We start from the raw sequence: 15,304 nt of genomic DNA, 5'->3' as shown, positions 1-15,304 counted from the left end.
ATTATAACTCTATACGATAGGCTTCATTGCCGTCATTGACTCACGTAAACGAGTACCAACGATTTCTACCGGATGCGTACGTAATGCCTTATTTATAGCAATTAACTGAGCATTATCTACATCGTTATCAATACCTTCTGAGAAGTTTTTACCTATAACATCAGTATCTATACCTTTCATAAAGTCAGTTAATAAAGGCTTACATGCGTGATCAAAAAGGTAACAACCATATTCAGCTGTATCAGAAATAACACGGTTCATTTCAAACAATTTCTTACGAGCAATTGTGTTTGCAATTAAAGGCGTTTCGTGTAAAGACTCGTAGTATGCTGATTCTGCTATGATACCAGATTCTGTCATTGCCTCAAAAGCCAATTCAACACCAGCTCTTACCATAGCAACCATTAATACACCATTATCATAGAATTCTTGCTCTGTAATTTCTTGATTACCAGCAGGTGTTTTCTCGAAAGCAGTTTCACCTGTTGCAGCTCTCCAAGTCAATAAATTCTTATCATCATTAGCCCAATCTTCCATCATGGTTTTTGAGAAGTGACCAGTCATAATATCATCCATATGCTTTTGAAACAACGGACGCATAATTTCTTTTAGTTCTTCGGATAATTCAAAAGCTTTTACTTTTGCAGGATTAGTAAGACGGTCCATCATATGTGTAATACCACCGTACTTCATTCCTTCAGTAATAGTTTCCCATCCGTATTGGATAAGTTTAGAAGCATAACCAGCGTCAATTCCTTTCTCTATCATTTTATCAAAACAAAGAATAGAACCTGTTTGTAACAAACCACAAAGAATAGTTTGCTCGCCCATTAAATCTGATTTTACTTCGGCAACAAAAGAAGACATTAATACACCAGCTCTATCACCACCAGTACCCACTGCATATGCTTTTGCTTGCTCTAAGCCTTTACCCTGATGGTCATTATCTGGGTGAACCGCTATTAAAGTTGGTACACCGAAACCTCTTTTATATTCTTCACGTACTTCTGATCCCGGACATTTTGGCGCAACCATAATTACCGTGATATCTTCACGTATTTTCATACCTTCTTCAACGATATTAAAACCGTGAGAGTACGAAAGTGTAGCATCTTTTTTCATTAGAGGCATTACCGAACCTACCACAGCAGTATGTTGCTTGTCTGGAGTAAGGTTAATAACGACATCGGCAGTAGGGATCAATTCTTGATAAGTACCCACTGTAAATCCGTTTTCTGAAGCATTGATAAAAGATTGTCTTTTCTCTTTTATGGCAGCCTCACGTAGTGTGTAAGAAATATCTAAACCAGAATCTCTCATGTTCAACCCTTGGTTCAACCCTTGTGCCCCACAACCTACGATAACAATTTTTTTGCCTTTTAAAGCATTTACGCCATCTGCAAACTCAGACGAATCCATGAAACGACATTTTCCAAGTTGCGTTAATTTATCCCTTAATGATAGCGTATTAAAATAATTGGCCATTTTGTATTTACTTTATTTGATTATTGTTATGATTCTTTATTAAAATTCTTTTAGTATCGCTGAAATTTTCATTTCATCTTTTGTAACCGAAATACGGCCAGAGCGTACAAACTGCATGATGCCGTACGGCTTTAATTGATCGTGCATTTCATCGATTTCATTTCTTCTACCGCTTTTGGCGATTACAAAAAAGTCTCTAGATACTGTGACGATCTGTGCATTGTTATCTTTTATAATATTCTGAATTTGACGTTCATCGAATAAAAGGCCTGATGCTATTTTGAACAAAGCAGATTCTTGATAAATGGTTTCATCATCAGTATGATAAAATGCTTTTATGACTTCTATTTGCTTCTCGATCTGACCCACAATATTATGCACCCACTTTTCGGTCGTATGTGCTACAATCGTAAATTTAGAAACATCATCAATCTCTGATTTAGAGACATTTAGACTCTCAATATTAATATGTCTCTTTAAAAATATACCTGATATTCTATTCAGTAATCCAACATTATTTTCTGAATATACCGATATTGTAAACCATTTATTTTCCATAAGCTTCAATTACCTATTCCTTTTATTCAAAAGGATTTTATGGTGTCATTATAATTAATCTCTATTATTTCTTTACGGCCATAATTAAGCCTGTTGACCAATTCATTTTAGTCAGTTGTAAATCATCTCGTTGTTCTAAATACGCTGTCAATTTCATCACATTATCCTCATGACCATAAGGCCAATTTGGTTGTTTTGTCATATCGTCGATGATGTAAAATCCGCCAACATGAAGTAAATTTAAAACCTCATCGATTTCGCTATACTTACCAGGCCAAGCATCGGCAAAAATCAAATCGAATTTTGCACCTGCATATTCATTTATCCAATTGGCACCATCTTTACAAATAACCTCAACCCTATTATCACTACCAAAATAACTAGTAGCAATAGCAATTAAGGCTGCATCATTATCTACGGATATTAATTTAGAATCAGCATCCATACCTTCTATCATCCAAGAAAGGCTTAAACCTATACCGGTACCAATTTCTAAAAATCTACCTTTTGGCTTAGATGCTATTAAGGTTTTGAGAAAGCTACCAACGTACAAGTCTGACGGCATCGTGAACCCGATCTCTTGAGATTTACGAGTAATTTCCGTATGAATTTTTGGAATGTCTTGTATGTTAGTATCGTTCATGAGATGGTTCTTTTTCCTTATTTACTTCAATCTAACTTCAGAAACCGAAGCTCCAGAAGGTATCATTGGAAAAACGTTATCTTCTTGTTCTACCTTAACTTCTAAGAAATAGGGTTCTTTAGACTCCATCATTTCTTGAATAGTAGATTTTAAATCTTTACGCTCAGAAATTCTTTTTGCCTCAATACTATAACCTTCTGCAATTTTCACAAAATCAGGATTCACCATAACCGTCGATGCATATCTTTTTTCAAAGAATAATTCTTGCCATTGGCGAACCATACCTAAGTGCTCATTGTTCAACACAACGATTTTAACAGGAACCTTATGCTGAAAAATTACTCCTAATTCTTGAATGGTCATTTGAAAACCACCATCGCCAATAATTGCAACCACTTCCCTATCCATGGCACCCATTTTGGCACCAATAGCTGCTGGAAGGGCAAAGCCCATTGTCCCTAATCCACCAGAAGTTATATTACTTTTAGATTGAGAGAATTTGGCATACCTACAAGCAATCATTTGATGTTGACCAACATCAGACACAATAACCGCCTTATTATTTGAAGCCAAATTGATTTCTTCGATCACCTCACCCATAGTCAACCCATCTTTAGTTGGGTGAATATCATTTTTTATAATCGTATCGTACTCAATTTTATATTTCTCTTTGAATGTGTTATGCCAAGCTTCGTGCTTATTTTCATTTACCAATGGCAAAATCAAACCTAAGGTATCTTTTGAATTACCCAAAACAGCGACATCTGCATGCACATTTTTATTAATCTCAGCAGGGTCAATTTCGAAGTGTATTACTTTGGCCTGTTTCGCATAATCTTCTAACCTGCCTGTTACACGATCGTCAAAACGCATACCTATGGCAAGCAACACGTCGCATTCGTTCGTCATTAGGTTAGGTCCGTAATTACCGTGCATACCTACCATACCCACATTTAAAGGGTGAGCTGTATCTAAGGCAGAAGCCCCCATAATTGTCCAAGCTGCTGGTATATTTGCTTTTTCAACCAATTCTTTTAATTCTTTCTCTGCCTGACCTAGAATTACACCTTGACCCCAAACGATAAATGGTTTTTTAGCACTGTTGATTAAATCGGCAGCTGCTTGTATGGCACTCATTTCTGGTTTTGGAACCGGCTTATAACTGCGAACACCAGTACATTTCTTATAAGAGAAATCGAACTTGTCTATTTGAGCATTCTTCGTTATATCAATTAAAACCGGACCTGGTCTACCAGACTTGGCTATATAAAAAGCCTTTGCCATTACTTCTGGAATTTCAGAAGCTTCGGTTATTTGGTAGTTCCATTTCGTTACCGGGGTAGAAATACCAATAATATCGGTTTCTTGAAAAGCATCGGTACCCAATAAATGTCTTGTAACTTGCCCAGTAATACAAACCATAGGTGTTGAATCTATTTGTGCATCGGCAAGACCAGTGACTAAATTGGTCGCTCCAGGTCCAGAAGTTGCTATAGCAACCCCGACTCTACCAGAAACACGAGCATAACCTTGAGCAGCATGTGTAGCACCCTGTTCATGTCTGGTTAGTATGTGCGTTAGTTTATCTTGAAATTTATATAGCTCGTCATAGACAGGCATAATAGCACCACCTGGGTAGCCATACATTGTTTCGACCCCTTCGGCCAACAAACAATGAATTATTGCCTCTGCTCCAGAAATCTTTATAGCTTTCTTGGAATCTGTACCTTTTTTCTTCTCTTTTACTGTTTCCATAATTAATGATCAAATTCAAGTCTTGCATTCAAGAGTTACAAATACCTGATATTATATTTCGCATAGAATCTAAATAAGATCTAGCGCTGTTATTTAAAACTCATCGGTTACACAACCTTTAGAGGCAGAAGAAACTGTACGAGCATATTTATACAAACTACCTCTTTTCACCTTTAATTCTGGCTGCTTCCAATTCTTTTTTCTTTCAGATAATTGCTCATCCGTTAGGTTGACCGATATTTCATTTTTTTCGGCATCTATGGTAATGATGTCTCCGTTTTCAAGAAGTGCTATAGCGCCACCTTCTTGTGCTTCAGGAGAAACGTGACCAACTACGAAACCATGTGTACCACCTGAGAAACGACCATCTGTAATCAATGCCACATCTTTACCAAGACCTGCACCCATTATGGCAGCAGTAGGTTTCAACATTTCTGGCATACCCGGACCTCCTTTTGGACCTTCATAACGAATAACCACAACATCACCTTTTTTCACCTCACCTCTACCGATACCGGCATTAGCAAGAAACTCGTCATTATAGACTTTAGCCGGACCAGAGAAATACAATCCTTCTTTACCAGTAATTTTAGCCACAGCACCTTCAGTGGCTAGGTTGCCATAAAGAATACGTAAGTGACCTGTTGCCTTAATAGGATTGCTCAATGGCTTAATAACTTGCTGATGTTCTAATAAACCTGGAAGCTCAGCTAAATTTTCAGCTATTGTTTTACCAGTAACGGTAAGACAATCGCCATGTAACATTCCGTTTTCAAGCATAAACTTCATAACGGCAGGCACACCACCAACACGGTGAACATCTTCCATTAAAAATTTACCGCTTGGCTTTAAATCTGCCAAGAATGGCGTGGTATCACTGATTTTCTGAAAATCATCTAAGGTGAATTCTACATCTGCAGCTTTAGCAATTGCCAAGAAATGTAGTACGGCATTCGTTGAACCCCCTAAAAGTGTAAGCAAACGAATAGCATTCTCCATTGATTTACGCGTAATAATATCGCTTGGCTTAATATCTTTCTCTAAAAGGTTTCGTAAAGCCTTACCAGAGTTTATAGCATCGTACTGCTTATCTTTTCCTATAGCTGGGTTAGAAGAGTTATAAGGCATTGCCATACCCAAAGCTTCAATAGCCGATGCCATTGTATTAGCTGTATACATACCACCACAAGCACCTGCACCAGGGCAAGCGTTTTGAATTACACCTTTGTAATCCTCCTCATTCATAGTCCCTGCAACCTTTTCACCCCATGCTTCGAAAGCAGAAACAATATCTAAGGTTTTATCTTTAAAACAACCTGAAGCTATGGTACCACCATAAACTAAGACAGAAGGTCTATTTAAACGAATCATTGCCATAAGTGCACCCGGCATATTCTTATCGCAACCAACAACAGTAACCAAACCATCATAATTCATTGCCTGCACCACAGTTTCCATAGAATCTGCGATAATATCTCGAGAAGGTAATGAATAACGCATACCATATGTACCCATTGATATACCATCGCTAACACCGATAGTATTAAAGACAAGACCAATTAAGCCACTGCTATTTACACCAACTTTTACCTCTTGGGCTAAATCATTTAAGTGCATATTACAAGGATTTCCCTCATAACCTGTACTACCAATACCTATTAATGGTTTCTTTAAATCTTCTTCAGTTAAACCAATAGCATATAGCATTGCCTGTGCTGCTGGCTGTGTTGGATCTTGGGTTACATTCTTACTATGTTTATTCAATTCCATAATATAATTCTCGTATGCTTATCTTGATTTATTGTGTACTACTTAACCAAAGATAAAAGTTTATAAAAATTTCTAATTTTAACAATAATTGACAATACAAATTCACTTTATAGAAAAACTACATAAATAACTGATTTAAAGACACTTAAAACAATGTTTTATCCCATATTCAATACTTCAAAAACAGTCTTTAATTATGCGTAAAACATAAAAAAACCTGCATCAAATATATCTGATACAGGTTTTTCTACATAATGAAAAGCTATATCATCCCTGATTAGGAATGACCATGACTACATCAATAAATAAATTCGGTAATTTCATGATACAATAGTAGTGAAAATATAGATCACAAAAAATACATTCACAAAATCGCTCAAAAAAGCATCAAACTACAACAATTTGAAACTTATAGAATCTCCTCCTTTTTTTTGAGCCAAAATACAGATTGATTTATCGGTCAATTGAATTACCCTAGGGTAACCACCAGTAGTTTGCCCATCTTTCATGAGCACCATTAATTTACCTGCAGGTGTCAATTGTACGGTACCTGGTATCGTAGCAGATGTCAGCATTGAAATTGAATGCGTTTCTATCGTCTCGGTAAGCTGATACGCCATTCTATTATTTTCGTGTGCTACGGTAAACGTTTTAGAAAAAATACCTTCTAGTTGCTTATCATTTAACAAATCGAACTCCGGACCCTTACCTACTTCTAAAACTGAATCATCTAAAAATGAGGAAACCTTTATTTCTGAAATTTTTGGTTTAAAAAGCTTTTGCACTTCAAAAGGAACCATATCATTATCTGCAAGTCTATTTGCCTTTGTGATTGGCTTATAAAATGATTTACTACCTAAGACCTCTTTTGTAGTAAAACCGTCTTTTACCCCTAGATAAGCCCGAAAGCCCTTTTCTAATCTACCAAAAGATAAAATATCGCCCACATTTATCTCATAAACCTTATAATTTTGAATAGGTAAATTATTAAGAGTTGCAGACATTTTTGCACCACCAAGCGCCATATATGTTTCTTCTTCAAAAATAAGCGTTGGACCTGTCATGGTAATTTCTAACACGGCAGCAGACTCTTTGTTTTCTAACAATGAGTTTATTTTAAATACAGACATTTCGTCCATTACCCCAGAAACGGGTACTCCTTTGTTTCTATAATGAAATCTGCCCGAATCTTGTACTGTGGTATAAAAACCTGCTTTTAGAACTTTAAGCATCTATTTTAATTTTTTCAGGTTTATAAATTCCGACTTCTGCCTCAATTTTATGCAGGTTATGCTCTGCTTTTGATATTTGATAAAATTCAATTTTATCGCCAACACTTACAAAACATGGATTCTCTTTCGTAGCATCAAAAATAGGCACTGAGCAGTTGCCGATAATATTCCACCCACCGGGCGATTCTTGTGGATAAATACCTGCCTGCTTACCTGCAATACCCACAGCACCCTTTACCACTTTAGGTCTAGGTGTTGCTTTTCTTGGTAATTCTAAATCTTTATGTATTCCGCCTAAATACATAAAGCCAGGTAGAAAGCCAATACCATATACCGTATATGTTACTGCTGTATGCAAGGCAATAATTTCTTCTTTTGTTTTATGTAAAATACTCGCAACTTCATCTAGGTCTAACGCATACTCCGCATCATAAGAAACGGGCAAACGCCATAAGTATCGATCAGGCTTCGGTGACTCTTGCAATTGCGAATACCACTTATTGATATCATTTGAAATTTTCTTAAAATCGATCTGTTTCGTCCTATTAATTAACAAAAGAGAATTATAGGCGGGCACTAACTCCCACTCCTTATTCGTAAACACCTCTCTACTTAAAAAGCGTTCGAAATGTAATATTTTTTCTAAGATGAGTTCACTTACCTCATTTGGCCATTCAATTAAGACGGAATGTACTCCAAATGGTTTGATATGTATTTTAGGGGAATTCACGATTTTACTTGTAGATTATGTTCAGAAAGATGCTTTGTAATATACGCCAAAATTTGCAATGCCGATGGTGTATCGCCATGAATACAATAGGTATTTGCAATAATAGGAAGTTTATCTCCACTCACCGTTTTAACCTCCTTTTCGTTATACATTCTTAAAATATGAGCTAAAACCTCTTTACCTTCAGTAATTAAGGCATTACTTTCTTTTCTAGACACTAAACTTAAATCAGTATTGTAATTTCTATCAGCAAACGCTTCAACCAAGACTTTAAATCCGTTTTCTAATGCTAATTTTTGAATAACACTACCATAGGGAACATAAAGCACTACCCCTTTTTTAAATTCTTCTATACCAGTTAAAAACGTTTTCGCTAGATGTTCGTCTTTAGCGATATCATTATAAAGTGCCCCGTGCGGTTTAATATGATGCAACACTACATGCATCTGATCACATAAAGAAGTAAATAATTGCAATTGTTCATTTATACTTTGGATTAATGCTGAGCTGGATATATTCATAGAAACACGACCAAAATTTTCCCTATCAGGATATGATGGATGCGCACCTACCTTTACACTATACTTCTTTGCTAACTCTAAACAGAATAGTATACTCTCTCTAGAACCCGCGTGACCACCACAAGCAATATTACAAGAACTAATAAGCGGAAATAACGCTTCTTCATTCCTTACACCTTCCCCTACATCACAATTAATATCTATAGTTCTTTTCGCCATTTACAAAACACCTAATACTGTTAGTATACTTTTAGCACCCAATAAAACTGAAAGCAGAATAATTAATCCTCCGAATATATTCTGCATCATGTTATTCTTATATTCTCCCATAACTCCCGCTCTATTTACAACCCATAGTAAAAAAACCGCTATTATAGGTAGCAACAAGCCATTAGTAATCTGTGCAAATTTTATTATCTCAATAGGTTTAATTCCGAAGGATAAAAAGAATACCCCTAAGATTAGAATCATTATCCATATCATTCTAAACTTGGCATCTTTAAAGCCTGCATTCCACCCAAAACAACTATTTGCCACATAGGCAGCAGCTAAAGGTGCCGTTATCGCAGAGGTGATCCCAGCAGCAAACATCCCTATTCCTAAAAAATACAAAGCCGCAGTACCATATAAAGGTTCTAAAGCCTTTGCCATATCCATAACATTATTAACCTCCTCAGAATTGATGGCAGCAGCAGATATAATTATACTGACAGAAACGAGTCCGCCTAAAATAATTGAAACTAGTGTATCTCGTTTAGCTAATTTTAAATCGTCTTTAGATTTCCATTTCTCACTTACCAATGCAGCATGTAGAAAAAGATTATATGGTACAACGGTGGTACCAACTAAAGCGATTATAGTAAGAATGCCTTTTTCAGGAATTGTAGGTATGAACAATCCCTTAATAAGTTCCCATATATCTGGTTTGGTCAAAATAGCCGTCATTACAAACGATAAACTCATAATTAGTACAAGCACTATAAACACCTTCTCCAAAGACTTATAACTACCCAAGTATAATAATATGAAAGCCAAACCACCCAAAATAAAAGGATACAGATTACTATAGGTCATACCAAATAAAGCTTCCATACCCAAGGTGGCACCACCTATATTACCTGCTTCATAAGAGGCATTACCTATTATAATGGCAGAAAAGATAAGCGCTATGACACTATTACGAATCCAGGGGTTATGCAGCTCTTGTTTGATAACATCGGCTAAACCCTTCTGTGTTACAATACCTAAACGGGCAGACATTTCTTGAAGAACATAGGTCGCTATAATAGATAACAACATGGCCCACAGTAAACTAAAGCCAAAATTAACTCCTGCCAAGATACATGCCGTTACAGTCCCTGGACCAATAAACGCAGCAGCTACCAGTACACCCGGACCTAATTTCTTAAACATCTTGTAAAATTATCATTCTGGTAAATATAATTGGATAATATGAATTTTCTCACCATACCCAGAATCAATTTCACCACAATTTTAACATTTCAAAATGCCGTTTATCTAAAAAAATGCAGTTCGTCTAAAACTTGAATGTCGTTCATCGAGATTACATACTAATCCAAAAATAACTGGGTTATAGCTATCCCCAAACCTTAAACTTAACCTATTAATGATTTGCTTAGAATGTAATAAAGAACTCGGTTATTTAGATCACAAAAATGCAATGGAGAGTGCTGGCGTAGAGCTTTGCATGAAGCACCATGAACGTATTAAGTTATTGATCAATAAACACAATACACCTTTAGAAGCTATTCAGCTTTACTATGCGCTGAAAGAAGCTGGTGTAAACCCCATGTTAGAATGGTGGGATGGTAAAAAATCTATTGATATCGCCATTTCTCGTGTAAAACTTAATATTGAAATTGACTCTGAATATGATAAGCTGACCGAACATGAGGCTATCAACAATTTAGAAGAAGCGATGCACTCCTTTAAAAATGGCTTTACAACCATTAGAATTCCGCATATCGTAGTACGGTATTACCTAAATGAAACCGTAAACAATATCATCGGAATAATGCAAGGTCTAAAAGCCAACATTAAAGTTATTAATTAAAAAACCAGATATGGAAAATTCTAAAAAAGCATTTAGAAATCCGATTAGAGCAGCAATAGCCAGCCTTTTAATAGGTATGGTTATGCGAATACTTGACTGGCCGTTTTCTAAAGGAATAATTTTCATCTCCTTTGCAGCAATTCTTATTCTTTACGGATTGCGCTTTTTGAAAAAGGAAGAAAAAAAGACCGTCGATTTAATTAAAATGGCATTGGTACTTTTTTGGACGACCAACGGACTATTAACCATTTTAGATTTTACCCATACCCTATTTTTTCAAATCGGTACCGCATTTACTTTCATTGCATGGTTTGCGATGGAAGGCACATCTTACTTTATGTCTAAAGAAGATGGTGTTAAAAATAGTACCACCGAAATTATTTGGAATTTTGTAATGGTAATCGGTGTAATTACCTTAATCTGTGGTGGTCTCATGAAGCTATTAACATGGGATTATGCAATACCGACACTTACACTTGGTCTTACCATTGTAACTAGTTACATACTTAAAGATATTTTTACGGCGCCAAAAAATAACGAAGACGATATTAATAATGAGGAGTTATATTCTTAAATGAATATCTCATTACAATAGTAGATTTTACCCCAACCAACCCTCTCTGTCGAGTGAACGGTATTGAATGGCCTCTGAAATATGATCACCGTTCAATTCCGTCTCATCGGCTAAATCAGCAATAGTTCTTGCCACCTTTAGAATTCTATCATACGCACGAGCCGATAGATTTAAACGCTCCATTGCATTTTTTAATAATGCTTTAGACTTATCGTCCAACTTACAATATTGGCGAATCTGTTTCGTATTCATTTGAGCATTATAGTGCACATTTGCCATTGCTTCAAATCTAGCAGTTTGCAATTCTCTTGCTGCAGTAACCCGCTTTCTTATTTCCACACTCCCCTCTCCTTTTCTTTCTTCGGATAATTTTTCGAACGGAACCGGAGTAACCTCAATATGAATATCAATACGATCTAAAAGCGGACCAGATATTTTACTTAAATACCGTTGCATTTCTGCAGGTGATGAAGTTACGGGAGCATCTGGGTCATTGAAATACCCACCCGGACTAGGGTTCATACTAGCCACCAACATAAAACTACTTGGGTAAGTAACCGTAAAACGAGCTCGAGAAATCGTCACCTCTCTATCTTCTAACGGTTGGCGCATAACTTCTAACACACCGCGTTTAAATTCTGGCAACTCATCTAAGAATAACACGCCGTTGTGAGAAAGGGAAATTTCTCCCGGTTGTGGGTATGAACCTCCGCCGACAAGTGCTACATCTGAAATTGTGTGGTGGGGACTTCTAAAGGGTCGTTGACTCATTAACCCCATGTTCTTAATTTTACCAACTACACTATGTATTTTAGTAGTTTCCAAAGCCTCATGCAAAGTCATTGGTGGTAAAATAGAAGGTAAACGTTTTGCTAACATAGTCTTACCTGCTCCTGGTGGTCCAATTAAGATTATATTATGTCCGCCAGCGGCAGCAATCTCCATACAGCGTTTAATACTTTCTTGTCCTTTAACATCAGAAAAATCAAATTCTGGGAAATCTAAATTCTTATAAAATTCTTCTCTTGTATCAATTATAGTCTGCTCAAGCGGTGTGCCTTGATCAAAGAAATCTAAAACTTGTTTGATATTATCAATGCCGTAAACTTTCAAATCTCCAACAATAGCAGCTTCTTTCGCATTTGCCGTTGGCAAAATGAATCCGGTAAATCCTTCTTGTTGCGCTTTTATAGCAATTGGTAGTGCGCCAGTTATAGGTTGTAAACTACCATCTAAAGATAGTTCGCCCATAATGATATACCTCTCAATATCTTCAGATTTAATTTGACTAGACGCAGCTAAAATTCCGATAGCCAAGGTAAGGTCATAAGCAGAGCCTTCTTTTCGAAGATCTGCAGGCGCCATATTTATAGTGATTTTTTTACCGGGAATTTTATAACCGTTGTTCTGTAATGCAGCTGCTATTCTATAATTACTTTCTTTAATAGCATTATCGGGTAGCCCAACTAAATGATAACCGATTCCCTTATCAATATTTACCTCAACAATTATTGTTGTGGCCTCCACGCCAAATACTGCACTCCCATAAACTTTTGTAAGCATTTTTAATCCTTTGGCTTAAATGTAAGGATTTCTTTACTCATTTTAATCTCAACCTCATTCATCATCATTTTACGAAACTCCCCGTTGATATACATTTCTGCTTGATCTCTATAGTGCTTACTAAACGGATTACCAGACTGCCCAGTAGGCAGAATGCTAATACTATTCTCCACATCAGAGAAATCTATAAGTCTTCTAGTAGAAGGACCCGAGGTGGTTTTATAAAAACCAGTAGCATCATAGGAAAACGCCATATTATTAATAACTTCCCTCGTACCATTCACCGGAAAAGGACCTACATTAAAGAAAGAACGTAAGGATGCTATTTGACCAATAGGATGAGGATGCTCAATACTATGCACTCTCTCCCATCGCCAATATTCCATATTATCACCAAAGTCTTTTTCTAATGACTCTACTGCTTCCATGAAAGATGTATTTACGATATCTGCCATGGTTTCTTGAACATCGGAAGTGTTTATATTATCTAACCAGACAGACTCCTCGTCCTTAGATAATGGTGCTATTAATCTTTTGGTAAAATGGGTCTCTAAAAACTGATTAAAAAGCTCTTTATCCAATTCATCTTCAAACATATTCTCTAGAAAGTAATACACCCATCTGTTATAAATAGTAGCCTCTATCGATGATAACTCATAATCACCTGTCCACATTTTTAAACTGTCGATAGCTTTTAATCCGTTTTCACTTAATAATGAAACATCTAGATATTTAGATAAATTGGTAACTATTTCGGGATCTACGGCTGAAATAACATCTGTAATCATTTCACTTGCAGCATTTAAATCCCAATCATTCTTGGGTTCTAACAACTGTACAATTCGCTTTCCTCTATTTTCAGGCAGATAGTAACCTGGGTATAACATACCTGCAATAGAATCTGGTTGATTGTTGGCTGAGTATACATAATTATTCGGTGGATTTATTGCCTGCGGATTCTCATTAAAACTAATAAATTCTTTTTCTACCGGAAGTCCCTCACCTACTTCAAAAATCAATTTTGTATTTATCGAATCGGGAATTTTATAAAGCTGGGCTGTGGCAAACCATGCAACATTACCCTGGTTATCACCATACATTATATTTAAACCAGGTGCATGAATTTTTGGTAGAGCGGTCTTAAATTCCGTAAGATTATTAGAATGGCTTAAACCGAATAAAGCGTCTATAACTTTATTATCTATTTGAGTATATAACCATGTCATGGCAATTGGTCTTTCACCTTGCACCTGATCTGCAATTCCGTTTAAAATTGGTCCGTGGTTCGATTTTTTAAATGAAAATTCAACTTCAGACGCATCTTTTACTTTGAAACTCTTTGTAATAATCTCATAATCTACATACCCATTTTCAGATAAGTATTGATTCTCGTTTTCAGGATTGTTTTGCTCATAATAGAAATCAACATCATCATTTTCGAACATGGTTATACCATAAGCTACTTTTCTATTATGCCCTAAAAGCGGAAACGGTATACCTGCAATATGATACCCATACTTTGAATATGTCGGTGTTTCTATATGAGCTTCATACCAAACAGATGGCTGAGCAAAGCCAATATGAGGGTCGTTAGCTAGAATAACCTTGCCGTTCTTTGTTTTTTCTGGTGCAATTACCCAGCTATTACTGCCTTCAAATAACGGTATATCTAATGCACCTAATGCTTTATTGACCGCTGCTGTCAGGTTATTCTGAATAGAGTCTGACTGCGACGGATTATAATTCTTTATCCACTCCGTTTCTGCACTTGAGCCAACATGTAAATCATTCAAGTATTCAGTGCCTAGTTTGGTGTTTATGGTAGTTAAGAGAGGATCAGTCTTGTGCGCCATAGCAAAACTAAAAGCCATATAGCCGATAGTATTATAGACATCTTCTAAAACAAATTCTTTCTTTTCAATACCAGTAAGATAAAACTCAACAGGTGTTGGTCCTTCGTTTATAAATTGATTAATACCGTCTAAATATGCTTTTGACAGTATTACTCCGGCATCACTCTCATCCACATTATTGGCAGAAACTTTAGATGCATCTGCAATACCAAGTGATAAAAAGAATTTATCTGTACCAATTAAATCAGCACCAAAAACTTCTGATAAACCACCACTGGCAATTCTTCGCAAAAGTTCCATTTGCCACAAACGATCTTGCGCATGCACATAGCCTAAAGTTCTAAAGGCATCTTTTTCATTTTCACCGTAAATGTGGGGAATACCGTATTCATCGTAGTAGACGGTGACCTCTTTTTGAAGGTCTACTAGTTCTTTATCACCAGAATAATCTGGTTTTAAAGTGTATGCAAATACTCCAATAAAAATAATCAGAAGGGTAACAATAACCAACAGGATTGCTCCTATCTTTTTTAATGCTTTCATAGT

The 15,304-nt window shown here is 36.3% G+C and carries 13 protein-coding genes; 2 read left to right on the top strand and 11 right to left on the bottom strand.

From position 1 onward, the window contains the following. Positions 1-9 precede the first annotated feature (9 nt). The 9 genes from ilvC to ACPF9A_RS18510 all read right to left on the bottom strand — a co-directional run bounded on the left by ilvC (position 10) and on the right by ACPF9A_RS18510 (position 10,107). On the bottom strand, positions 10-1,485 hold the full coding sequence (gene ilvC, locus ACPF9A_RS18550) for a ketol-acid reductoisomerase (protein ID WP_423999277.1): 1,476 nt from the start codon (positions 1,483-1,485) through the stop codon (positions 10-12). A gap of 39 nt (positions 1,486-1,524) precedes the next feature. Next, positions 1,525-2,043 (bottom strand): acetolactate synthase small subunit, encoded by a 519-nt coding sequence (gene ilvN, locus ACPF9A_RS18545; protein WP_423999275.1) that lies wholly within the window; start codon positions 2,041-2,043, stop codon positions 1,525-1,527. 64 nt (positions 2,044-2,107) lie between these two features. Continuing rightward, on the bottom strand, positions 2,108-2,686 hold the full coding sequence (locus ACPF9A_RS18540; RefSeq protein ID WP_423999273.1) for an O-methyltransferase: 579 nt from the start codon (positions 2,684-2,686) through the stop codon (positions 2,108-2,110). Between the two features lie 21 nt (positions 2,687-2,707). Continuing rightward, a complete protein-coding gene (gene ilvB, locus ACPF9A_RS18535) occupies positions 2,708-4,441 on the bottom strand; it encodes a biosynthetic-type acetolactate synthase large subunit (RefSeq protein WP_423999271.1) in 1,734 nt (577 codons plus the stop codon). Positions 4,442-4,534: 93 nt separating this feature from the next. Continuing rightward, a complete protein-coding gene (gene ilvD / locus ACPF9A_RS18530) occupies positions 4,535-6,211 on the bottom strand; it encodes a dihydroxy-acid dehydratase (RefSeq protein WP_423999269.1) in 1,677 nt (558 codons plus the stop codon). 392 nt (positions 6,212-6,603) lie between these two features. Next, the gene (locus tag ACPF9A_RS18525; RefSeq protein ID WP_423999267.1) at positions 6,604-7,443 is read right to left on the bottom strand and encodes a biotin-dependent carboxyltransferase family protein; all 840 of its coding nucleotides are present in this window, start codon (positions 7,441-7,443) and stop codon (positions 6,604-6,606) included. Then, positions 7,436-8,173, bottom strand: a complete 738-nt coding sequence (gene pxpB / locus ACPF9A_RS18520) for a 5-oxoprolinase subunit PxpB (RefSeq protein WP_423999265.1) — start codon at positions 8,171-8,173, stop codon at positions 7,436-7,438. Before pxpB ends, ACPF9A_RS18525 begins: the two co-directional genes overlap by 8 nt. Beyond that, positions 8,170-8,913: a 5-oxoprolinase subunit PxpA gene (gene pxpA / locus ACPF9A_RS18515; protein WP_423999263.1), complete on the bottom strand. Its 744-nt coding sequence runs from the start codon at positions 8,911-8,913 to the stop codon at positions 8,170-8,172. The genes pxpB and pxpA overlap by 4 nt, the downstream gene beginning before the upstream one ends. Beyond that, positions 8,914-10,107, bottom strand: a complete 1,194-nt coding sequence (locus ACPF9A_RS18510) for an Nramp family divalent metal transporter (protein ID WP_423999261.1) — start codon at positions 10,105-10,107, stop codon at positions 8,914-8,916. Between the two features lie 214 nt (positions 10,108-10,321). Between ACPF9A_RS18510 and ACPF9A_RS18505 the strand changes: the two genes are divergently transcribed. Both ACPF9A_RS18505 and ACPF9A_RS18500 read left to right on the top strand, forming a co-directional pair. After that, positions 10,322-10,768 carry a hypothetical protein gene (locus ACPF9A_RS18505; RefSeq protein WP_133687347.1) on the top strand — a complete coding sequence of 149 codons (447 nt, stop codon included), beginning with the start codon at positions 10,322-10,324 and terminating at the stop codon, positions 10,766-10,768. A 10-nt stretch (positions 10,769-10,778) separates the two neighbouring features. Further along, the gene (locus ACPF9A_RS18500; protein WP_423999259.1) at positions 10,779-11,342 is read left to right on the top strand and encodes a hypothetical protein; all 564 of its coding nucleotides are present in this window, start codon (positions 10,779-10,781) and stop codon (positions 11,340-11,342) included. A 27-nt stretch (positions 11,343-11,369) separates the two neighbouring features. Here the strand turns inward: ACPF9A_RS18500 and ACPF9A_RS18495 are convergent, their stop codons facing one another. Together ACPF9A_RS18495 and ACPF9A_RS18490 are read right to left on the bottom strand one after the other, a co-directional pair. After that, positions 11,370-12,905 carry a YifB family Mg chelatase-like AAA ATPase gene (locus ACPF9A_RS18495; RefSeq protein WP_423999257.1) on the bottom strand — a complete coding sequence of 512 codons (1,536 nt, stop codon included), beginning with the start codon at positions 12,903-12,905 and terminating at the stop codon, positions 11,370-11,372. 2 nt (positions 12,906-12,907) lie between these two features. Further along, entirely contained in the window at positions 12,908-15,301 is a 2,394-nt protein-coding gene (locus tag ACPF9A_RS18490; RefSeq protein WP_423999255.1) for a penicillin acylase family protein, read from the bottom strand. Between the last annotated feature and the right edge of the window lie 3 nt (positions 15,302-15,304).

It is taken from the genome of Maribacter sp. IgM3_T14_3 (assembly GCF_049603095.1).
In the GTDB taxonomy this organism is placed as follows: domain Bacteria; phylum Bacteroidota; class Bacteroidia; order Flavobacteriales; family Flavobacteriaceae; genus Maribacter.
The sequence above is the reverse complement of the archived record's forward strand: the minus strand, read 5'-3'. Positions and strand labels throughout refer to the sequence as shown.

What these genes read in the sequence shown, in the direction of transcription:
- pxpA (WP_423999263.1), bottom strand. Translation starts at nt 8,913, where the DNA reads ATGGCGAAAAGAACTATAGATATTAATTGTGATGTAGGGGAAGGTGTA.
- ACPF9A_RS18525 (WP_423999267.1), bottom strand. Translation starts at nt 7,443, where the DNA reads ATGCTTAAAGTTCTAAAAGCAGGTTTTTATACCACAGTACAAGATTCG.
- ilvC (WP_423999277.1), bottom strand. Translation starts at nt 1,485, where the DNA reads ATGGCCAATTATTTTAATACGCTATCATTAAGGGATAAATTAACGCAA.
- ACPF9A_RS18500 (WP_423999259.1), top strand. Translation starts at nt 10,779, where the DNA reads ATGGAAAATTCTAAAAAAGCATTTAGAAATCCGATTAGAGCAGCAATA.
- ilvD (WP_423999269.1), bottom strand. Translation starts at nt 6,211, where the DNA reads ATGGAATTGAATAAACATAGTAAGAATGTAACCCAAGATCCAACACAG.
- ACPF9A_RS18495 (WP_423999257.1), bottom strand. Translation starts at nt 12,905, where the DNA reads ATGCTTACAAAAGTTTATGGGAGTGCAGTATTTGGCGTGGAGGCCACA.
- ACPF9A_RS18505 (WP_133687347.1), top strand. Translation starts at nt 10,322, where the DNA reads ATGATTTGCTTAGAATGTAATAAAGAACTCGGTTATTTAGATCACAAA.
- ilvB (WP_423999271.1), bottom strand. Translation starts at nt 4,441, where the DNA reads ATGGAAACAGTAAAAGAGAAGAAAAAAGGTACAGATTCCAAGAAAGCT.
- ACPF9A_RS18490 (WP_423999255.1), bottom strand. Translation starts at nt 15,301, where the DNA reads ATGAAAGCATTAAAAAAGATAGGAGCAATCCTGTTGGTTATTGTTACC.
- ACPF9A_RS18540 (WP_423999273.1), bottom strand. Translation starts at nt 2,686, where the DNA reads ATGAACGATACTAACATACAAGACATTCCAAAAATTCATACGGAAATT.
- ACPF9A_RS18510 (WP_423999261.1), bottom strand. Translation starts at nt 10,107, where the DNA reads ATGTTTAAGAAATTAGGTCCGGGTGTACTGGTAGCTGCTGCGTTTATT.
- ilvN (WP_423999275.1), bottom strand. Translation starts at nt 2,043, where the DNA reads ATGGAAAATAAATGGTTTACAATATCGGTATATTCAGAAAATAATGTT.